General features: G+C 68.2%; 23 protein-coding genes. 3 read left to right on the top strand and 20 right to left on the bottom strand.

The window, feature by feature from the left end:
• Positions 1–14: 14 nt before the first annotated feature.
• The 15 genes from BLA15945_RS36015 to BLA15945_RS35945 form a co-directional block, all read right to left on the bottom strand.
• Positions 15–1,145, bottom strand: a complete 1,131-nt coding sequence (locus tag BLA15945_RS36015; protein WP_059232838.1) for a porin — start codon at positions 1,143–1,145, stop codon at positions 15–17.
• Between the two features lie 281 nt (positions 1,146–1,426).
• The gene (locus BLA15945_RS36010; RefSeq protein ID WP_059232837.1) at positions 1,427–2,104 is read right to left on the bottom strand and encodes a response regulator; all 678 of its coding nucleotides are present in this window, start codon (positions 2,102–2,104) and stop codon (positions 1,427–1,429) included.
• 13 nt (positions 2,105–2,117) lie between these two features.
• The gene (locus tag BLA15945_RS36005; RefSeq protein WP_174994603.1) at positions 2,118–3,485 is read right to left on the bottom strand and encodes a sensor histidine kinase; all 1,368 of its coding nucleotides are present in this window, start codon (positions 3,483–3,485) and stop codon (positions 2,118–2,120) included.
• An 88-nt stretch (positions 3,486–3,573) separates the two neighbouring features.
• Complete coding sequence (locus BLA15945_RS36000; protein ID WP_011350459.1) at positions 3,574–4,431, bottom strand: ABC transporter permease; 858 nt, start codon at positions 4,429–4,431, stop codon at positions 3,574–3,576.
• 38 nt (positions 4,432–4,469) lie between these two features.
• The gene (locus tag BLA15945_RS35995; protein WP_174994587.1) at positions 4,470–5,267 is read right to left on the bottom strand and encodes an ABC transporter ATP-binding protein; all 798 of its coding nucleotides are present in this window, start codon (positions 5,265–5,267) and stop codon (positions 4,470–4,472) included.
• Between the two features lie 112 nt (positions 5,268–5,379).
• On the bottom strand, positions 5,380–6,384 hold the full coding sequence (locus tag BLA15945_RS35990; protein WP_059236557.1) for an ABC transporter substrate-binding protein: 1,005 nt from the start codon (positions 6,382–6,384) through the stop codon (positions 5,380–5,382).
• 152 nt (positions 6,385–6,536) lie between these two features.
• Positions 6,537–7,319 carry a flagellar biosynthetic protein FliR gene (fliR, locus tag BLA15945_RS35985; protein ID WP_174994586.1) on the bottom strand — a complete coding sequence of 261 codons (783 nt, stop codon included), beginning with the start codon at positions 7,317–7,319 and terminating at the stop codon, positions 6,537–6,539.
• Between the two features lie 23 nt (positions 7,320–7,342).
• Positions 7,343–7,615: a flagellar biosynthesis protein FliQ gene (fliQ, locus tag BLA15945_RS35980; RefSeq protein ID WP_006491272.1), complete on the bottom strand. Its 273-nt coding sequence runs from the start codon at positions 7,613–7,615 to the stop codon at positions 7,343–7,345.
• Positions 7,616–7,635: 20 nt separating this feature from the next.
• Positions 7,636–8,397, bottom strand: a complete 762-nt coding sequence (fliP, locus tag BLA15945_RS35975) for a flagellar type III secretion system pore protein FliP (protein ID WP_059232834.1) — start codon at positions 8,395–8,397, stop codon at positions 7,636–7,638.
• Positions 8,398–8,433: 36 nt separating this feature from the next.
• On the bottom strand, positions 8,434–9,009 hold the full coding sequence (gene fliO / locus BLA15945_RS35970) for a flagellar biosynthetic protein FliO (RefSeq protein WP_059232833.1): 576 nt from the start codon (positions 9,007–9,009) through the stop codon (positions 8,434–8,436).
• Positions 9,006–9,497, bottom strand: coding sequence for a flagellar motor switch protein FliN (gene fliN, locus BLA15945_RS35965; RefSeq protein WP_059232832.1), 492 nt, complete (start codon positions 9,495–9,497; stop codon positions 9,006–9,008). The genes fliO and fliN overlap by 4 nt, the downstream gene beginning before the upstream one ends.
• Positions 9,490–10,488 (bottom strand): flagellar motor switch protein FliM, encoded by a 999-nt coding sequence (gene fliM, locus BLA15945_RS35960; protein ID WP_059232831.1) that lies wholly within the window; start codon positions 10,486–10,488, stop codon positions 9,490–9,492. Before fliM ends, fliN begins: the two co-directional genes overlap by 8 nt.
• A 22-nt stretch (positions 10,489–10,510) precedes the next feature.
• Positions 10,511–11,047, bottom strand: a complete 537-nt coding sequence (fliL, locus tag BLA15945_RS35955) for a flagellar basal body-associated protein FliL (RefSeq protein ID WP_059232830.1) — start codon at positions 11,045–11,047, stop codon at positions 10,511–10,513.
• Between the two features lie 162 nt (positions 11,048–11,209).
• Complete coding sequence (locus BLA15945_RS35950) at positions 11,210–11,932, bottom strand: LrgB family protein (RefSeq protein WP_059232829.1); 723 nt, start codon at positions 11,930–11,932, stop codon at positions 11,210–11,212.
• Between the two features lie 13 nt (positions 11,933–11,945).
• Positions 11,946–12,419: a CidA/LrgA family protein gene (locus BLA15945_RS35945; protein WP_059236555.1), complete on the bottom strand. Its 474-nt coding sequence runs from the start codon at positions 12,417–12,419 to the stop codon at positions 11,946–11,948.
• Positions 12,420–12,558: 139 nt separating this feature from the next.
• Between BLA15945_RS35945 and BLA15945_RS35940 the strand changes: the two genes are divergently transcribed.
• On the top strand, positions 12,559–13,485 hold the full coding sequence (locus BLA15945_RS35940; protein ID WP_059232828.1) for a LysR family transcriptional regulator: 927 nt from the start codon (positions 12,559–12,561) through the stop codon (positions 13,483–13,485).
• A gap of 72 nt (positions 13,486–13,557) precedes the next feature.
• On the opposite strand, the gene BLA15945_RS35935 is transcribed toward BLA15945_RS35940, so the two are convergent.
• Positions 13,558–15,120 carry a DHA2 family efflux MFS transporter permease subunit gene (locus BLA15945_RS35935; RefSeq protein WP_059232827.1) on the bottom strand — a complete coding sequence of 521 codons (1,563 nt, stop codon included), beginning with the start codon at positions 15,118–15,120 and terminating at the stop codon, positions 13,558–13,560.
• 177 nt (positions 15,121–15,297) lie between these two features.
• On the bottom strand, positions 15,298–15,783 hold the full coding sequence (locus BLA15945_RS35930; RefSeq protein ID WP_059232826.1) for a MarR family winged helix-turn-helix transcriptional regulator: 486 nt from the start codon (positions 15,781–15,783) through the stop codon (positions 15,298–15,300).
• A 175-nt stretch (positions 15,784–15,958) separates the two neighbouring features.
• Here BLA15945_RS35930 and BLA15945_RS35925 point away from each other — a divergent pair, with 175 nt between their 5' ends.
• Positions 15,959–16,243 (top strand): multidrug ABC transporter ATPase, encoded by a 285-nt coding sequence (locus BLA15945_RS35925; RefSeq protein ID WP_174994585.1) that lies wholly within the window; start codon positions 15,959–15,961, stop codon positions 16,241–16,243.
• A 270-nt stretch (positions 16,244–16,513) separates the two neighbouring features.
• Positions 16,514–18,085 (top strand): efflux transporter outer membrane subunit, encoded by a 1,572-nt coding sequence (locus tag BLA15945_RS35920; RefSeq protein ID WP_174994584.1) that lies wholly within the window; start codon positions 16,514–16,516, stop codon positions 18,083–18,085.
• 21 nt (positions 18,086–18,106) lie between these two features.
• Here BLA15945_RS35920 and BLA15945_RS35915 read toward each other — a convergent pair whose 3' ends face one another.
• The 3 genes from BLA15945_RS35915 to gspL form a co-directional block, all read right to left on the bottom strand.
• Entirely contained in the window at positions 18,107–18,895 is a 789-nt protein-coding gene (locus BLA15945_RS35915; RefSeq protein WP_059236553.1) for a type II secretion system protein N, read from the bottom strand.
• A 36-nt stretch (positions 18,896–18,931) separates the two neighbouring features.
• The gene (gspM, locus tag BLA15945_RS35910; protein WP_059236551.1) at positions 18,932–19,438 is read right to left on the bottom strand and encodes a type II secretion system protein GspM; all 507 of its coding nucleotides are present in this window, start codon (positions 19,436–19,438) and stop codon (positions 18,932–18,934) included.
• On the bottom strand, positions 19,435–20,177 hold a 743-nt coding region (gspL, locus tag BLA15945_RS35905), incomplete at its 5' end, for a type II secretion system protein GspL (RefSeq protein ID WP_174994583.1). The genes gspL and gspM, both read right to left, overlap by 4 nt.

Raw genomic sequence — 20,177 nt, 5'->3', positions numbered from 1 at the left:
GGCCCCGCTGAAGGTCAGAAGCGCGTACGGATGCCCGACGTCAGTTCGAGCTGGTTCTTCGCGCCGAACGTCGACGACACCGTGTAGCCGCCATGCAGCTTCATGTAGTCGCCGGCCAGATACACCTCGGTGCGCTTGCTCAGGTGATAGAACACCGACCCGTAGATCGTTTCCTTGAAGCCGTTGGCGACACCGTTGGTCAGGCTGAACGCGCCGAGGTTCGCGTTCGGCGTGAAGCCGTCCGCGTTGTTCGCGGCGTTCTTGACGCGCATCTGCTGGTAGCCGAGCTCGTAGTCGAGCGCGCCCTTCGGCGCGATCTTCATCGACACCGTCCACGAATCGTCGTGGCGCTGGCCGAGCGAACCCTGGTCGCCGTTGTAGCGGAAGTAGCCCGCATTCAGGCGCACGATGCTGAACGTGTAGTTGCCGCCGACCGAGAACGTCTGGTTCGTGAAGCCGCCGTTGTTCACGTGGTTGTAGAAGCCCGACACGTTGAACGGGCCGCCGTTGTAGCCGAGCGCGACCTGGTACGCGGAGCCGGTCGCGAACTGCGTCGAGTTGCTGAACTGGTAGCCGGCGCTCGCGAAGATGCCGTTGCTGAACAGCTTCTTCCACGCGATGCCGTTGTTGTAGCGCGTGCCGGTCGGGCCGGCCGCGTAGAAGATCATCTGCTTGAAGTTGTTCGAGTTGGTCCAGCCGCCTTCCTCGGTCGACAGCTTCGCGGAGCCGTACGGGTCGCCGTAGATCGCGGCCGCGTCGCGCGCGATCGTGTTCTGGAAGCCGGCCGTCAGCTTGCCGAAGCGCTCGTCCTCGACACCCACCCACGCGTCGCGGTCGAAGATCTGGCCGCTGTCTTCCATCTGGCCGTTCGCGACCACGAATTCGCTTTCGAGGCGGAAGATGATCTTCGTGCCGCCACCGATGTCTTCTGCACCGCGCAGGCCCCAGCGGCTGCCGCTGAACCACGGCTCGCCTTCGTTGCCCATGCCGATCACGTGATTGCCGTTCGCGTCGGCGTGGGTCCGGTAGGTCGGAAAGCTCAGGTCCATCAGGCCGTAGAGCTGCACGCTCGATTGCGCATGCGCCTGGGTGCCGGCACACAGGCCAGCCGCCGCGATGGAAAGGGCAAGGGTTTTTCGTTTCAAGATCGTCTCCTCCGAGCTGCCGCATTGAAATCTGGTCGTTGGCAGTACGTAATGTATGCCGACTCTTGCCGGCCACAGCGAGAGGGCCGACGCGTAGCATCGTAGAGCGTGCAATCCTTCACGACGCTTTCCCGGACGCAAGAATCGGATCGGTGAAAACACCGAACGCGCAACAATCACGGATCGGGCAGGCGTGCGCAAGCAGGCCTGCCGGGCATCCGGCTGGCCTGGGCGACCTTTCGTGCTACGAATCGACGTTCCGTGCGACGGGAACGTGCCCGTCAGTCCTGCGTGCTCTTCATGCGCAGGATGTAACCGAGCCCGCGCAGCGTGATGATTTCGGCCGTGCTGCCCGCGAGATGCTTGCGCAGCCGGTGAATGTAGATGTCGATCGCGTCGGCGCTCGGCTCGTCGTCGAGCGCGAACACGCTGTCCATCAGCCGCGCCTTCGATACCGTCTTGTTCTGCTGCAGCATCAGCGTTTCGAGGATCGCATGCTCGCGGCGCCGCAGCGCCAGCACCGTTTCGCCGCAGCGGAATTCGCGCGTGCCGAATGCATAGACGAGATCGCCGCACACGAGCTGCGTCGTGCCGACGCCGGCCTGCCGGCGGATCAGCGCGCGGATTCTTGCGACGAGTTCGCGCGACTCGAACGGCTTCACGACGTAGTCGTCGGCGCCCGCGCCGAAGCAGTCGACCTTGTCGTCGACCGAGCCGTGCGCGGTCAGCATCAGCACCGGCACGTTGTCGTTGCGGCGCCGCAGCCGGGCGAGCACCTCCTTGCCGCTGATGCCGGGCAACCGCATGTCGAGCAGCACGGCGTCGTAGCGTTCGGTCTTCAGCACGGTATCGGCGCGTTCGCCGTCGCCGACGCAGTCGACCGCGAAATCCTCGCCGCGCAGCAGGGTCACGATCCAGTGCGCGAGTTCGGCGTTGTCTTCGACCAGCAGGAGTTTCATGACGGCTTTCTCTTCAATCGTAGGCGGGCAGCCGTACGGTCACGACGATACCGCGATTGCCGGCCCCCGGCGCGAGCGACGCGCCGCCGCCATGCGCCTGCGCGATCTCGCGGACGATCGCGAGGCCCAGGCCCGAGCCTTCGGTGTCGGCCGACACGCGGTAGAACCGCTTGAACACATGCGGCCGCGCTTCGGCCGGGATGCCGGGGCCGTTGTCGACCACGTCGAGCACGATCGTGTCGCCGTCGCGCCGCGCGCAGACGGTCACGCAGCCGCCCGGCTGCGTGTAGCGCACCGCGTTGTCGACGAGGTTCATCACCAGCGCGGTCAGCAGGCTGTCGCTGCCCGCGACGTCGAGCCGCTCGCCGAGATCGGCGCCGAGGTCGATGTCGCGCCGCTGCGCGAGCACGATCGTCTCCTCCAGCACGCTCGACACCACGGCCGCGAGGTCGACGCGATGGGTCAGCAGCGTCGACGGCGTCGCTTCCGCATGCGCGAGCAGCAGCAGCTTGTCGGTCACGTCGGCCATCTTGCGGCTGCTGCGCTGCATGCTGTCGAGCACCGTCGCGAGCTCCGGATCGTCGTGCCCGCGCCGCTGCGCGTACTGGATCTGCGTGTCGAGCACCGCGATCGGCGTGCGCAACTGGTGTGCGGCGTCCGCAATGAAGCGGCGCTGCGTGGCCGTGTGCGTGTTGAGCCGCGCGATGCACTGGTTGATCGCGTCGACGATCGGCCGCAGTTCGTGCTGGAGCCGCTCGGGGCGGATCGGCTCGAGTTCCATCGGCCCGCGGTCGGCGACGTCGTCCTTCAGCTTCATCAGCGGGCGCAGCTCCAGCGTCAGCCCGAGATAGACCAGCACCACCGCGAGCACCAGCATCAGCGACAGGCGCACGAGCTGCGGCCGCCAGATCGTCGCGACCATCGCGCCGTACGAGCGCGTCGTCTTCGCGACGACCACCGTGACGGTTTCGACCTGGCCCTCGTCGTACAGCTGGCGGTCGTAGGCCACCGCGCGCAGCGGCACGCTGTCGAGCGACGTGTCGTACAGCGTCGGCTCGACGCCGTGCCGCGCGGGCAGGTCGAGCGCCGGATTGCCGGCGAGCAGGCGGGCGTGGCCGTCGATCACCTTGTAGAACACCGAATCGCCCGACGGCGACTCGAAGATTTCCAGCGCGGCCGGCGGCACGTCGGCGACCGGCAGGCCGTTGCGCCATTCGATGTCCTCGCCGATCGTGCGCGCGGACGCGACGAGCGCGCTGTCCTGCACGAGCCCGGCCGTGGTCTGCGCGGTGTCGTACGACATCGCGCCCGCGATCAGCACGAATACCGCGAGCGGCAGCAGCAGCCACCACAGCAGCCGCCCGCGCAGGCTGTGCGCCATCCTGTTGCGCTCCTTCTCCGAAATGCCGAACCGCGCCGGGGTCGCCGGCGCGGTCGGGAGTGTCATGTCAGGCGTCCGCCGGCGGCGCTCAGAACGCCGCGGGCCGCCACTTCAACAGCCGCTTCTCGAGCCAGGTCAGCAGGTAGTCGGCGGCCAGCGCGACCACGGCCAGCACGATCATCGCCGCGAACACGCCGCTCGCGTTGAACGCGCCCTGGGCGGTGGAGATTAGCAGCCCGATACCCTGCTTGGAACCCAGGAATTCGCCGACCACCGCACCGACCAGCGCGAAGCCGAAGCTCACGTGCAGGCTCGCGAGAATCCAGCTCAGCGCGGACGGGATCACGACGGCCGTGGTGATCTGCCGGCGCGATGCGCCGAGGATCTGCGCATTCGCGATCAGGTAGCGGTCGGCTTCGCGCACGCCCTGGAACGCGTTGCCGAACACGACGAAGAACACCATCACGACGGCCAGCGCGATCTTCGACGCCATCCCGAGGCCGAGCGCGATCACGAAGATCGAGCCGAGCACGACGCGCGGAATCGAGTTCGCGATCTGGATGTACAGGCCGAACACGTCGGCCATCAGCTTGTTGCGGCCGAGCACGATCCCGCAGATCACGCCGGCGACCGAGCCGATCACGAAGCCGATCCCGGTTTCCTCGAGCGTGACCCACACCTGCGTGAGCAGCGGGCCCTGCGACGTGCCGTTCACGAACCAGTCCTGGATCTGGTCGAAGATCAGCGACGGCATCGAGAAGAAGAACGGATCGATCCACTTGAGCCGGGCGGCGAGTTCCCACCCGCCCAGTACGATCACCAGCACGGCGATCCGCAGCGTGACGATCAGGTTGCGCCGGCGGCGCAGCCGGCGTTGTGCGGCGCGCTCGTCGTCCTCGAGCGTTGTCGCCGGAATGGCGGTGGGGGGAAGCGTCATGTCGGTCATGCTCCTGTCCTTGCTGTCCTTGCCGTGCGGCGTATGCGTCAGCCGATCTGCACTTCTTCGCGCAGGTCGTGCCAGATGTCCTTGGAAATTTCGATGAAGCGCGCGTCGTAGCGGATCTCCGACGTGACGCGCGGGCGCGGCAGGTCGATCTCGTACACGCGCTTGAGCGTCGCGGGGCGCGCGGTCAGCACGAACACGCGGTCGGCAAGCGCGATCGCCTCTTCGAGATCGTGCGTGACGAACACGACCGAGCCCTTGTTCGCGGACCAGAGCTGCAGCAGCTCGTCCTGCATCAGCGTGCGGGTCTGCATGTCGAGCGCGGAGAACGGCTCGTCCATCAGCAGGATTTCCGGCTGGTTGATGAAGGTCTGCGCGAGCGCGACGCGCTTCCTCATCCCGCCGGACAGCTGGTGCGGGTAGTGCTTCGTGAACTTGTCGAGGCCGACCTTGCGGATCCATTCCTCGGCCTGCGTATACGCGACGTCCTTCGAGCGGCCGCGAAACAGCGGGCCCGCCGCGACGTTGTCGATCACGTTGCGCCACGGGAACACCGCGTCGGCCTGGAACACGAAGCCGATGCGCGGATCGATCCCGTCGACCGGGCGGCCCATCACGCGCACTTCGCCCGACACGGGCTTGAGCAGCCCGGTGATCAGGTTCAGCGTCGTCGACTTGCCGCAGCCGGTCGGCCCGACGATCGCGATGAATTCGCCGCGCGCGACGCTCATGCTGAAGTCGCGCAGCGCGACGGTGGCTTTGCCTTCCGGCGAAATGAAGCGGCACGACACGTTGCGAAACTCGATCGCCGGTGTGCTCGGGGAGACTGCCTGGTTCATCGCATGGATCCTGCGGGTGAAGAGGGCGTCGCATCGTGGCGACGCCGGGCCGGCCAGCCGGACCGGAACGGGGAACGCACGGCGGCGGGATCGCCGCCGCCGGCGCCGCTCGTTACTTCGCGTTCACGAAATCGTTCGTGAAGGTGCGCGCCAGGTCGATGTGCTTGCCCTTCACCGACGGGTTGAACGCCGACAGCACCTTCAGCACGGTCGCCGGACCGTCGGCCGGCATCTTCGCGTCGGCCGTGTACATCGGCAGCGACGCCTTCAGGGCGGACACGTACAGCGCCTTGTCCTTCTGGTAGTCGGCCGGCATCTTCGCGGCGATCTCCTCGGCGCTGTGCGTATGGATGAACTGCATCGTCTTCGCGAACGCATGCGCGAGCCTGGTCGCTTCCGCCTTGTGCGAATCGGCCCACGCCGACTGCACGTACAGGCTCGCGGCCGGGTAGGTGCCGCCGAGCGCGGCGCGCGTGCCGTCGACGGTGCGCATGTCGACCAGCACCTTCGCGTCGCCCATCTTCTCGAGCGCGGACACCGTCGGCTCGGTCGTCATGCCGGCATCGATGCGGCCCTGCTTGATCGCGGCGATGAAGCTCGCGTCGGCGCCGACCGGCAGCATCGTGTACTGCGTGGACGGCACGCCGTGCTGCAGCGCGAGGTATTGGGTGAGGAAGCTCGTCGACGAGCCGAGGCCCGTCACGCCGAGCGTCTTGCCCTTCGCGTCGGCCATCGACTTGAACGTCGGCGCGGCCTTGGTCGACACCATTTCGACTTCGCCCGGCACCTGGCCGAACACGGCGATCGCCTTCACGTCCTTGCCCTTGCTCTGCAGGTCGATCGTGTGGTCGTAGAAGCCGACGACGCCCTGCACGGCACCCGCGAGCAGCTCGTTCTCGGCGTCGACGCCGGCCGGCTGCGACAGCAGCTCGACATCGAGCCCTTCGGCCTTGAAGTAGCCGAGTTCCTGCGTGAGCCGCGCGGGCAGGTAGATCAGCTTCGCGATCCCGCCGACCATGATCGTGATCTTGCCGCCGTCGTCGGCGAAAGCGGGGTGAGCGGCAAGCGCGCAGCTCAGGCTGGCTGCCACGGCGAGGGTGCGCAGGATGGGTCGCATCGGGTCGTCTCCGTTCGTTGTATTCGTGTGGCGCGATGCGTGCTGCATCGTCACAACGAGTATAGGGACGCGAAACCTTCCGCTACCTTTCGCGGGCCGGCGATTCCTTTAGGGGTTTTCCAGCAACGGGGGGCGAACGGGGCCGGATGCGGCTAGCGCCAGCCGATCAGCACCCGCCCCATCGTGTCGAGCCCCATGTCGAACAGGTGCGACACGAACGGCACGAGGTTCGGGATCATCAGTTGCACGAGCAACAGCCCGACGAGCATCGTGACGGGAAAGCCGATCTGGAACACGCCGATCTGCGGCGCCGCGCGGTTCAGGATGCCGAGCGCGAGGTTAGCGATCAGGAGCGCCGCCACCACCGGCAGCGCAAGCAGCAGCCCCATCTCGAACACGGTCGCGCCGAACGCGGCGAGCGTGCGCCAGCCCGGCGCGTGCAGCAGGTCGGCCGACACCGGCAGCGACTGGAACGACGCGGCGAGCGCGGCAAATACCTGCAGGTGGCCATCCACCGCGAGGAACGCGAGCATCGCGACCGCGTTCAGGAAGCGGCCCATCACGGGCGTCGCGCCGCTCGTGTGCGGATCGAAGAACGTCGCAAAACCGAGGCCCATCGACAGCCCGATGAAGTCGCCGGCCGCCTCGACGGCCGCGAACACGACCTGCATCGTGAAGCCCATCGCGGCGCCGATCAGGAACTGCGTGACGAGGATCCAGATGCCCTGCGCGGAGAACACGGTGACGTCCGGCATCGCGCCGAGCGTCGGCGCGACGACCAGCGCCATGAACGCGGCCAGGCCGATCTTCGCGCGCACGGGCACCGACGCGTGGCCGACGACGGGCGCCGTCGCGACGAGCGCGAGCATCCGCACGAACGGCCACAGGAACGCCGTGAGCCAGCCGTTGAGCTGCGCGTAGGTAACCGAGAACATTGCCGCCGGGTGCTGCGCGCGGCTCAGCCGACGCCGAGCGTCGCGACGTGCAGCAGCGTCTGCCGCAGGTAGTCGAGCATCGTCGTCAGCATCCACGGGCCGGCGATCACGAGCGTCGCGGCAACCGCGAGCAGCTTCGGGATGAACGACAGCGTCGCCTCGTTGATCTGCGTCGCGGCCTGGAACAGGCTCACGACGAGGCCGACCGCGAGCGCGACCAGCAGCAGCGGGGCCGCGAGCAGCAGGCCGACCATCATCGCCTGGTGGGCGAGGGTCATCACTTGTTCGGGCGTCATCGTGCGTGTTCCTCCGCGGCTTACGTGAAGCTCTGCGCGAGCGAGCCGATCAGCAGCTGCCAGCCGTCGACCAGCACGAACAGCATCAGCTTGAACGGCAGCGACACGGTGGACGGCGACACCATCATCATCCCCATCGACATCAGCACGCTCGCGACGACCATGTCGATGATCAGGAACGGGATGAAGACCGTGAAGCCGATCTGGAAGCCCGTCTTCAGCTCGCTCGTGACGAACGCGGGCACCAGCAGCGACAGCGGCACGTCCTCGGGGCCCTGCATCGGCGCGGCCTTCGAGATCTTCGCGAACAGCGCGAGATCGGTCTCGCGGGTCTGCTTCAGCATGAAGGTCTTGAACGGCGCGACGCCGCGCTGCACGGCCTGCTCCATCGGCATCGAGCCGTCGGAGAACGGCTTGTAGCCGTCGTTGTACGCACGGTCGAGCACCGGCGACATCACGAAGAAGGTGAGGAACATCGCGAGGCCGACGAGCACCTGGTTCGGCGGCGTCGTCGCGGTGCCGAGCGCCTGGCGCAGCAGCGACAGCACGATGATGATGCGCGTGAAGCTCGTCATCATCAGCAGCATCGCCGGCAGGAACGACAGCATCGTGAGCAGCAGCATCGTCTGCACGCTCAGCGAATAGGTGGTGCCGCCGTGCGGGCCCGGGCTCGCGTTGAACGCGGGCAGGCCGTTCGCCTGCGCATGGGCGAGCGCCGGCGCGAGGCAGAGGATCAGCACGGGCGCGACGCGCGCCGCGCGACGCAGGAATTCGTGTTTCATTGGAATGCGGGGTCGGAAAGAGGGCGCGGCGCCATGTCAGCGGTCCTTGCCGCGACCGAGGCGCTTCGCGGCTTCGCCCGCGAGCGCGTCGCGGAACCGCGAGCCGAACGTGCCGGGCAGGCTGCCGTCGGACGGGGCGCCGCCGGCGGCGGCATCGGCCGGGGCCGAGCCCGCCGTCGCGGTGGCCGCCGCCGAACCGGCCGGCAGCGTATGCAGCAGGCGCACGTTGCCCGGCGCGACGCCGAGCACGAGCCAGGTGTCGCCGATCTCGACGATCGTCGCGCTTTCCTTCGTGCCGACCGCGACGCTCGACACGACCTTCAGCGGGCCGCCGCGCCGCGCGGGCTGGAAGCCGAAGCGGCGCGCGAGCCATGCGCATGCGAACACGAGGCCGATCACGACCGCGAGCCCGACGAGCGTTTGCAGCACTGCGCCGATGCCGAGCGACGGCGCGGCCGAACCGACCATCACGCTCGACGCGATCGCACCGGCGTGGTTCACCGCGTTCATGTCGGCGGCGCCGGCCGGCGCGCACGCGAGCGATGCGACGACGGCTGGCGCCGCCGCTGCAAGCGCGTTGCACACGCGGTGGCCGGGCTTCACGACTGTCATCGATTCAGTTTCCGGATGCGTTCGGCCGGCGTGATGATGTCGGTCAGGCGGATGCCGAACTTGTCGTTCACGACCACGACCTCGCCCTGCGCGATCAGGCAGCCGTTCACGAGCACGTCCATCGGCTCGCCGGCGAGGCCGTCGAGCTCGACGACCGACCCCTGCGCGAGCTGCAGCAGGTTGCGGATCGCGATCTTCGTGCGGCCAAGCTCCACGGTCATCTTGACCGGGATGTCGAGGATCATCTCGATATCGTTGTGCGTCGAGGTCGACGCGGCCTTCGACAGCGGCTGGAACACGCCGGCGCCCGTTGCGCCGGCCTGCACCGGCTGCTGGTTCTGCTCGGCGAGCGCGGCCGCCCAGTCGTCCATGCCCGGATCTTCCTCCGCCGCGGCCGGCGCCGCCTGCGCGTCGGCGGCCGAAGCCGCGAGGGCCGCGTCGGCCATCGCCTGGATGTCGTCGTCGGGCGTCTGGTTCAGCTCACTCATATCCACCTTCCTTCATCGTATCGCCCGCGCTGATCATCTTCTGCACGCGCAACGCATATTGACCATTGAAAATTCCGTAGCCGCATTCCATCACCGGCACGCCGTCAACCTTCGCGGTGATCGTGTCCTCGATCTCCAGCGGCAGCACGTCGCCCGCGCGCAGGTTCAGGATCTTCTCGAAGGTCGACGAGATCTCGGCGAGATTCGCGGTCAGCTCGACCTCGGCGGCCTGCACCTGCTGCGACAGCACGCGCACCCAGCGGCGGTCGACTTCGAGCGCCTCGCCCTGGATCGGCGAACTGAGCACGTCGCGGATCGGCTCGATCATCGAGTACGGCATGCAGATGTGCAGCGTGCCGCCCGTCGGCCCGAACTCGATCGAGAACTGCGTGACGATCACGATTTCGTTCGGCGTCGCGACGTTCGCGAACTGCGTGTGCATCTCCGAACGCACGAATTCGAACTGCAGCGGCCGCACGCTCTTCCATGCGGTCGCGTAGTGCTCGAACACGAGGTTCAGCAGCTTGCCGATGATCCGCTGCTCGGTGGCCGTGAAATCGCGGCCTTCGACGCGCGTGTGAAAGCGCCCGTCGCCGCCGAACAGGTTGTCGACGACGAAGAACACGAGGTTCGGGTCGAACACGAACAGCGACGTGCCGCGCAGCGGCTTCACGTGCACCAGGTTCAGGTTCGTCGGGATCGGCAGGTTGCGGGTGAACTCGCTGTACTTCTGCACCTTCACCTGGCTGACGGAGATTTCCGCCGTGCGCCGCATGAAGTTGAAGATGCCGATCCGCAGCAGGCGCGCGAAACGGTCGTTGATGATCTCGAGGCCGGGCATCCGGCCGCGGACGATCCGCTCCTGCGTCGCGATGTTGTAGGGGCGGACGCCCGATGTGTCGCGCTGCTCGTCGACTGCATCGGTTTCGCCCGTGACGCCCTTGAGGAGGGCATCGACCTCCTCCTGGGACATGAACTCCTGGTGACCCATACGCGCTCCTTTCGCGGCCGCGTTACTGGACGACGAACTCGGTGAACAGCACGTCGTCGACCTTCGCGCGCTGGTTGCCCGGTTGCGTCGGCTGCTCGATCAGGTCCCGCAGTTCCTTCGCGAGCGAACGTTTGCCGTCCGGCGTCGCGAGTTCCTCGGGATGCTTGTTCGACAGCGCGAGCAGGATCCGGCTGCGGATCTCCGGCATCCGCGCGGTCAGCTGCTCCTGCGCCTTCGGGTCGGTGAGCTTCAGCGACAGGCCGACGCGCAGGTAGTGCTGCGCGCCGTCGTCCGACTGCAGGTTCACGGTCAGCGGATCGAGCGGGAAGAACACCGGCGCGGCAAGCGGCGCCGGCTCGGCGGGCGTGCTCGCATGGCCGACGCCTTCCTTGCTCAGGAACACGTACATGCCGCCGGCTGCGGCGGCGGCCGCGCCCAGCGCGACGATGGCGATGAGTGCGATGCGCTTGAACTTGCCGGACGAAGCCGGCTTGTCGGCGGTCGGGTTTGCGGTCGTGGAGGCCATGTGAATGCGTGCGTGATGTCTCGTAGCATGCATTGTTCGGCATCCGGGCCGCGGCCGATGGGTGGAAAAGAGGGGGGATTTGCGGCTATCTCAGCCGATTGTCGGCCGGGCGTCGGCCGGATGCAGGGTAACGGGGCCAGGAGAACACCGCGGGGCGGCATGCCGGGCGGGCGTCGGCCGCCCGGCGCGGGGGTGTCAGATCGGCAGCAGCGTCAGCAGCGGCGCGATCAGCACCATCGCGACGCCCGCGATCATCATCGTCAGGCTCGACACGACGCCTTCCTCGCTGCCGATCTCGCGCGCCTTCGCGGTGCCCACACCGTGGGCGGCCGCGCCGAACAGCGCGCCGCGCGCGAGCCGCGTGCGCATCGGCACCAGCGCGAGCACGAGTTCGCCGAGCAGCATTCCGCAGATGCCGGTCGCGATCACGAACAGCGCCGTGAGATCCTTCGGCGCGTGGATCTTGTCCGATACGGCGAGCGCGAACGGCGTCGACACCGAGCGCGTCATCAGCGAGCGCTGCAGTTCGGGCGACAGGTGCAGCAGCTTCGCGAGCAGCAGCGACCCGCACACGCCTGCGGCGATCCCGACCGCGACGCCGACCGACAGCGACAGCCAGTGCCGGCGGATCAGGTCGCGATACTCATAGATCGGCACCGCGAACGCGATCGTCGCCGGGCCGAGCAGCCACATCAGCCAGCGCGTATCGCGGAAGTAGACCGAATACGGGATGCCGGTCACCAGCACGAGCAGCACCAGCACACCCGGCACGAACACGAGCGGCGAGAACAGCAGCGTCTTCTTGTACGCATAGAGCCGCTTCGACGCGAAATACAGCACGACCGTCAGCACGAAGCAACCGAGGGAGATCGCGGTATTCGCCTGGTCGGCGGACAGGTTCGATAGCGCAGCCAGCATGGTCCGCTCCGGCTCAGTGCGCGGACACGGCGCTCAGGCGCGTGCGGCGGCGTTCGGCGAACACGCGCTGCGCGGCGAGCCGGCGTTCGAGCTTCGCGGCGAGATCGACCGCGACGGCTACCGCGACCATCACGAACGCGGTGCCGGCGAGCATCACCAGCGCGATGCGCCAGCCGTCCTCGCGGAACAGCCCGCCGTACTGCACGGCCGCGACGGCGGCCGGCACGAAGAACAGCAGCATGTCGGACAGCAGCCAGTTCGCGCCGTCCTTCACCCACGCGGGCGCGACGCGGCCCGAGAACAGCAGCGCGAGCAGCACCGCGAGGCCGATCACGCCGGACGGAATCGGCAGCCCGACCTTGCGCACGGCCCAGTCGACGGCCATCCACAGCGCGCCGAGCGCGGCGGCCTGCAGCGCGATCCGGCCCGTATGCGCGAGGCTGCCCGAAGCGGCAGGGCGGGCGGCGGCGGCGATCGGCTTGGTCATGACGGGCTCCATACGGATAGTGCGTTGATGGTGTGAGTATAGGGTTTCCCCTAACCATAAATAAAATGACTTGTCTCTATCCTTGTCATTCCAATTCGGAATTCGCTTGTGATTGCCGCACCAATTTGGGGAGACACCGATGGAATTGCGCGCACTGCGGTACTTCGTCGAGGTGGTTCGCCAGCAGAGCTTCACGGCGGCCGCCGACAAGCTGTTCGTGACGCAGCCGACCATCAGCAAGATGGTGAAGGCGCTCGAGGACGAGATCGGTTCGCCGCTGCTGCTGCGCGACGGCCGGCAGATGGTGCTGACCGATGCGGGGCGGATCGTGTTCCAGCGCGGCCAGGACGTGCTCGCCGCGCAGGCGCAGCTGCAGTCGGAGCTGAACGATCTCGGCACGCTCGGCCGCGGCGAGCTGACGATCGGGATCCCGCCGCTCGGCGGCTCGCTGTTCACGCCGATCATCGCCGCCTACAAGCAGCGCTACCCGAACATCGAGCTGAAGCTGTTCGAGCAGGGCGCGCGGATGATCGAGGCCGCGCTGACGTCGGGCGAACTGGAGCTCGGCGGGCTGCTGGAGCCGGTCGATCCCGGCACGTTCGAGCGGCTGCCGATGGTGCGCGCGCCGCTGTGGCTCGTCGCGCCGCGCGAATCGCGCTGGGAGGATCACGCGGCCGTGCCGCTCGCCGATCTCGCGCGCGAATCGTTCGTGTTCTATGCGGAAAGCCTCGCGCTGCACGACGCGGTGCTCGATGCGTGCCGACAGGTCGGCTTCACGCCGTCGATCGTGAGCCGCAGCGGCCACTGGGATTTCATGGCCGCGCTCGTCCATGCGGGCGTCGGCATCGCGCTGCTGCCCGAGCCGTATTGCCGGCGGCTCGACGCGGGCCAGTTCACGTGCCGGCCGATCGTCGAGCCGGAAATCACGTGGGCGATCGCGCTCGGCTGGCTGAAGAAGGGCTACCTGTCGCACGCGGCGCGCGCGTGGCTCGACGTCGCGCGGGCGACGCTGCCGATCGCGCCCGGCGACGATCTCGCATTCGGCGGGTTGCGGGCGAGGGCGTGACGGCAGCGCGGCGGAGCGCGGAAACGGGCCGTGAAACAAAAAGGGCGGCCGTCGTGGCCGCCCCTTTCACGCTCAATGCCCCATCGCGGGCCCCGCACCCTTCCTCGGCTTCGTGATCCACACGAGCGCCGCGAGCGCGATGAACATCCCCGCCGACAGGTGGAAGAAGTCGTTGGTCGCCATCATGAAGCCCTGCTGCGTGACGAGCTGATTCAGCTGCGCATTGGCCGTCTGCCCGACGATGCCGAGCTGCGCGAGCGCGCCCTGGTAGTCGGTCGTGTTCTGCGCGTAGATGCTCACCGATTCCGACAGCCGCGCATGGTGGTAGATCGCGTCGTTCTCCCAGAATGTCGAACTCGCCGCGGTGCCGATCGCGCCGGACAGCGTGCGCAGGAAGTTCGACAGCCCCGACGCGCTCGCGAGCCGCTCGTCGGAAATGCTCGACAGCGTGATCGTCGTCATCGGCACGAAGAAGCATGCAACGCCGATCCCCTGCACGAGCCGCGGCAGGATCACGTGGTTGAACGGCACGTCGAGCGTGAACGTCGCGTTCCACAGCGACACGCCCGCGAACACGATGAACGCGAAGCTCGCGACCATCCGCAGGTCGAGCCGGTGCATGTTGCGGCCGATCAGCGGCGACAGCACGAGCGCGAGCAGCCCGACCGGCGCGGTCGCGAGGCCGGCCTTGCCGGCCGTGTAGCCCATCACCGTCTGCAGCCACAGCGGGAAGATCACGACCGAGCCGAAGAACGCCATGAAGCCGAACGAGATGATCATCGCGCCGAGCGCGAAGTTGCGGTCCTTGAACAGCGACAGGTCGACCACCGGCTCCTTCTCGGTCGCCTCCCACACGAGCATGAACGCCAGCGACACGACCGCGATCAGCGCGAGCGCGACGATGAACGACGAGTTGAACCAGTCGCGGTCCTTGCCGAGGTCGAGCATCATCTGCAGGCACGACACGCCGATCACGAGCAGCGCGAGGCCGATCGCGTCGATCCGCTGCTTCGACGTCTTCGTCTCGCGGCCGCGCAGCAGGAAATACGCGCAGGCCGCGGAGAAGATGCCGATCGGCAAATTGATGTAGAAGATCCACGGCCATGTGTAGTTGTCGCTGATCCAGCCGCCCAGCAGCGGGCCGAAGATCGGCGCGACGATCACCGTCATCGCCCATAGCCCGAGCGCGAGCCCGCGCTTCGCGGGTGGATAGCTGCGCATCAGGATCGTCTGCGACAGCGGCACCATCGGCCCCGACACGAGGCCCTGCAGCAGCCGGAACGCGATCAGCGTCTCGAAGTTGGTCGCGAAGCCGCACAGCGCCGACGCGACCGTGAACGCGAGCACCGACAGCGTGAACAGCCGCACCTCGCCGACCCGCCGCGCGAGCCAGCCGGTGAGCGGCACCGCGATCGCGGACGCGACCGAATACGACGAGATCACCCAGGTGCCTTCGCTGGTCGCGACACCGAGGCTGCCCGAGATGGTCGGCACCGCGACGTTCGCGATCGACGTGTCGAGCACTTCCATGAAGGTGCCGAGCGCGAGCCCAATGGTGAGCAGCGCGAGCGTCCCGCCGGACAGCGGCGCGGGTTCGGCGGCGGGGGAGGCGGCGGATGCCGGGGTGGCGGACATCGGAATCTCCTAGATGCGGCGCGCGCAACGCGCCGGCACAACGCACGGGCGTGCGACGCAGCGCGGCCCGGCCGGGTGGAACGAAAAAGGGAAAAAGCGGAGCACGTGTCCTGTCATTTTCTGCCCAGACAGATAAATAAGCGAATGCTTAACCTAGACATGGGGCCGCCGCGCGCATCAGGCGTCTTCGTCGGGCTTCGGGCAGCCGGGCGTGCCGGGCCCGTTGGCGATGAAGCGCTGCAGCAGGCCGGTGAGCGTCGCGAGTTCGTCGGCCGAGAAGCCTTCGAGCTGAGCGTTGAGCGCGGTCGCGACCAGCGACGGCAGCGCGCGGGCTGCTTCGGCGCCGCGCTCGGTCAGCGTCAGCTCGATCATCCGGCGGTCCTGCTCGCTGCGCGAGCGTGCGATCAGCCCCTTGCGTTCGAGCCGGTCCAGCATGCGCGTCATCGAGCCGCTGTCGTAGGACATCTTGCGCGACAACTCGAACGGCGTGCGCGCGTAGCCGCGCGACAACAGCAGGATCACGCCGATCTGCTGCGCGGTGAGGTCGAGCGGCTCGAGCGCACGGTCCATTCGCTCGACGAGCGCCTGCTTCGCCTTCGACAGGTAATAGCCGAGGCTCGTTTCCAGCGCGATGTTCTCGGGATCGTAAAGGCCGCCGGTCATACGATTGCGCGCGCAGCAATAGTGCGTTTCAGGTTAAAACGCGCCCAGTATCTTGAAAAATGATTGCTTAGTCAATATTATTTGAGGCAACCAGTTACGACGTGCATGTTGCACTGCCGGAGACGATGTTCTGACCGATTCGCCCGCGCTGCCGGGCACCCCGAGGATGTTCGCGATGCTGTCCCTGAAAAATGCCGCCGGCGCGCTGCGCCGCAATCTGACCGATACCGCTCATCATGTGTTTTCCGGGCCGCACCGCGGCTGGAAGATCGCGCTGTACGTGACGATGCTGGTCGTGCCGGGCGGCTCGCTCGCGGCGCTCGGGTTCGCCTGGTTCGATCATCGCCGGCAACGCAACGCGAAGGGCGGCGCACGCCGCACGAGCCAGCCGGCCGCCACGGAGCCGTCGACATGGCGGTCCGCCGCCGACACCATCCCGGTGCCGGTGCGCTGCCACTGACGCCGCACCGCTCCCGCTTCCCCGTCTGATCCGGCCGGGCGCCGGCAGCATTGCTGCGCGGCCGTCGTCGCACGCCCGTTTTCCCGCAAGCGATCCGTAATGGCCGGTAAACCGGCCTGCCGCGCCGGTAACACATTCCGGCCTTCGCGCACCGTACCCTTAGGGCTGCGCAGCTTCCCCGCCGTCAGTTACCATTTGTCCGCCAGCGGCATGACGACCGCATCGCGCGGCGCCGCTCGCCGGCCGTCACGCCCAGACAGGAAAACCACGATGCCGTACGCCTCCCTCCCGCGCGCCCTTCGCCCGCTGAGCGCCGCCGTCGCCGTTGCGACGGCCGTGCTGCTCGCCGGCTGCGCCGTCGGGCCCGACTATCACCGGCCCGACACGTCGATCCCCGCCGCGTTCAAGGAAGCGCCGGCCGGCTGGAAAGTCGCGCAACCGGCCGACCGCACCGATCGCGGCCCGTGGTGGACGGTCTACAACGATCCGCAGCTCGATGCGCTGATCGGCAGGCTCAACGCATCGAACCAGACCATCGCGCAATCGGCGGCCGCCTACCGGCAGGCGCGCGCGCTCGTCACCGAGGCGCGCGCCGCGTATTTCCCGACCGTCGGGCTGACCGCGTCGGGCTCGCGTGCCCGCACGCCGCGTACGTCGGTGTCGTCGGGCTCGTCGTCGAGTTTCGGCAGCGGCTCGTCCGGGTCGATCAACAACAGCTACAGCGTCGGCCTCGATGCCAGCTGGGAACCTAACCTGTGGGGCAAGGTGAGCCGCACCGTCAGCGCGCAGCGCGCCGGCGAAGCCGCGGCGGCGGCCGATCTCGCGAACGCGCGGCTGTCGCAGCAGGCGCTGCTCGCGCAAACCTATTTCCAGTTGCGCACGTCCGATGCGCTGCAAAAGCTGCTCGACGACACCGTGAAGTCGTACGAACAGTCGCTGAAGCTCACGCAGAACCAGTACGCCCAGGGCGTCGCCGCGCGTGCGGACGTGATCCAGGCGCAGACGCAGCTGCAGAGCGCGCAAGCCGCGCAGATCGACAACGGTGTGGCGCGTGCGCAGTACGAGCATGCGATCGCGACGCTGATCGGCGAACCGGCGTCGACCTTCTCGCTGCCGCCGGCCCCGCTCGCTGCCGAGCCGCCGATCACGCCGGTCGACGTGCCGTCCGCGATCCTCGAGCGCCGGCCCGACATCGCGGCGGCCGAGCGCCGCGCGGCGGCCGCGAACGAGCAGATCGGCGTCGCGATTGCCGCGTTCTTCCCCACGCTTACGCTGTCGGCCACCGGCGGCTTCCAGAGCTCGGTGTGGTCGCAGCTGTTCACGTTGCCGGCGCGTTTCTGGACGGTCGGCCCGCAGCTCGCGGCCACGCTGTTCGATGCAGGGCTGCGCGCCGCGCAGACCGACGCCGCGCGCGCGACCTACGACCAGGACGTCGCCGCGTATCGCCTCGCGGTGCTCACCGCGTTCCAGGACGTCGAGGACAACCTCGCGTCGCAACGCATCCTCGCGCAGGAAATCGACGTGCAACGGCAGGCCGTCGACAGCGCCGAGCACTCGCTCGCGATCGTCACGAACCAGTACAAGGCCGGCACGGTCGCGTACCTGAACGTGCTGACCGCGCAGACCACCGCGTTCACCGCGCAGCAGAAGCTCGCGACGATCGCCGGCCAGCGGATGGTGTCGTCGGTCGGACTCGTGAAGGCGCTCGGCGGCGGCTGGGATGCTTCGGACATGGCGCGCGAGAACGGCGACATGGCGGCGCCGGCCCCCGTGCCGGCGTCCGGTGCAGCCGCGCCTGCCGCCACCGCACCATCAGCCGCTACGCCGCTCGCGCAGAAGTAAGGAAAACGGGCGACGCGCGCGTCAGCGCTGCGCGTCGCCGAAGATCAGCGACACCTCGTTGTTTCCGATCGGGTGGCCGAGCAGATTCAGCAGCCCCGCGAGGTTCGCCTGCTGTTCGGGCGCCGCATGCGCGGTGCCGCGGAACGATCCCTGCCCAGGGCCGAAGTTGCCGTGCCCGTCGAGGAACAGCGGGCCCTGCGTCGTCGACAGGTCGAGATCGGCGCCCGCGCCCTTCGCCTGCAGCACCGCGCGGTACGAACCGAGCGGCTTCACGCGCGACACGCGCGAACTCATCGAGTCGATCGTCACCGTCAGCTGGCCGAATGCGTTGTTGCCGAACAGGCGCCAGTCGCTCCAGCCGATCCGCACGTCGCCCTGCAGGTCGAGCGTGTTGAACGGCGTGCCGAGCCCCGCGAGCAGCGAAGCGGGCACGGCCATCGTGCCCGCCGACAGCACCGCGCCGCGCCACGTCGCATCGAGCGTGACGGCATCGGGCATCGCCTCGGTCTGCCGCATGCGCATCTGCACGCGGCCGGTCAGCAGCGGCCAGAAGTGCGTGGTCCATTCGACCCGGCCCGGCAGCAGCGTCGCCGCGCTCTGGTCGGCGCCCGGCGCGAGCATCAGCGTGCCCGAGCCGTGCCACAGCGACCCGTCCGGATCGACGAGATTCACGTGTCCGCCGGTCGCGCGCGCGAACTGCGGCGCGATCCACGCGGCCGGCGCCAGCGCGACGAGCGTCACCGCCGTCGCCAGGCCACCTGCCAGTACCCACGGCAATACCGTGACGAGCCGCTTCGCCCACGGCCTCATCGGCCGACCCGCGTTTGCATCATCCGCTGCCGTCATCTATTTCTGGACGGAAGGTTGCATCACGGCCGTCAGGTCGACCTGGCCGTCGTCCTTCAGCGCGGTCGCGTGCGCCTCGCCGACCTGCACCTTGAACTGCCGGCGCGCATCGTCGAGCCACTGGGTCCACGCCGGGAACGACACGTTCTTCATCTGCACCTGCACGCCGTTGCCGACGATCTGCACCTGCGCCCCCTGCAGCCCGTGATCGGACAGCGACGCGGTCAGTGCATCCTTCAGCGCGAGGCCGGTCGGCGCGACGCCTTGCGCGGCGGCCGTCAGCGACTTCGCCTCGTTCGCCTGGGCGGTCATCTGCGCAAGCTCGTGACGCATCGTCGGCAGCTCGCGCTGGATCCGTGCGCGGCCTTCCTGCGCGGGCGACCACAGCACCGAATACGCAATCGCGACCGCCAGCACGGCGCCGCCCCAGCCGAGCAGCGTCTTCTCGCGCGGCGAGCGTTCGCCCCAGAACTGGGCCAGTGTCTGGTTCAGTTGTTCCGTTTTCATGAGCGGCTCCGGATCGTCCATTTGCCCGTGTTGCTGTCGACTTCGCCGGACAGTCCGTTGCGCGCGAGGCGCTGCGTGAAATCGGGATCGACCTTGACCTCCGGCTTGAAGCCGACGTCGAGCCGCCGGTCGTGATAGTCGAGCGACGCGATGCCGTTCAGCGGCAGCGCGCCCATCGACCGCGACAGCCCGCTCGACAGCGCGAGGAAATCGTTCGGCGACAACTCGCCGGCCGCCAGGCGAAGCTGGTCGAGCTGGCGCTGCATCTGCGCGGGCGGATCGAGCACCGTCGTCGTCTTCGGGAACGCGGACAAGAGCGTCTCGGTGATCTGCGCGGACAGCGCATCGCGTTCGCGCGACAGCTTCCACCAGTGCAGGTTCATCCCGATCACCGCGACGCCGAGCGTCGCCGCGACGAGCGCGAGCGGCACGCGCAGGCGTTTCACCGTCGCGCGGTCGAAACGCCAGGGCTGCGACTCGAATTCGAACTGGCACAGATCGAACTTCTCGGTCAGCGCGCGACGCGCGAACGTGTCGAACGGCAGCGGCGCGGCGCCCGGCAACAGCGTCGCGTCAGGCCGGCCGACCGACGCGAGCCGCGGCTCCGCACCCGGTTCGCCGAGCTCGTACAGTTCGACGTCGCCGCCACGCGCGAGCGCGGTCAGCGTGCCGGCCGCGCGCGCCGCAGGCGCCGCGAAGCCTTCGCCGAGCGCACCGCGCGCCACGGCGAGTTCGAGGC

It is taken from the genome of Burkholderia arboris, assembly GCF_902499125.1.
In the GTDB taxonomy this organism is placed as follows: domain Bacteria; phylum Pseudomonadota; class Gammaproteobacteria; order Burkholderiales; family Burkholderiaceae; genus Burkholderia; species Burkholderia arboris.
This window is presented reverse-complemented; position numbering and strand designations above follow the sequence as displayed.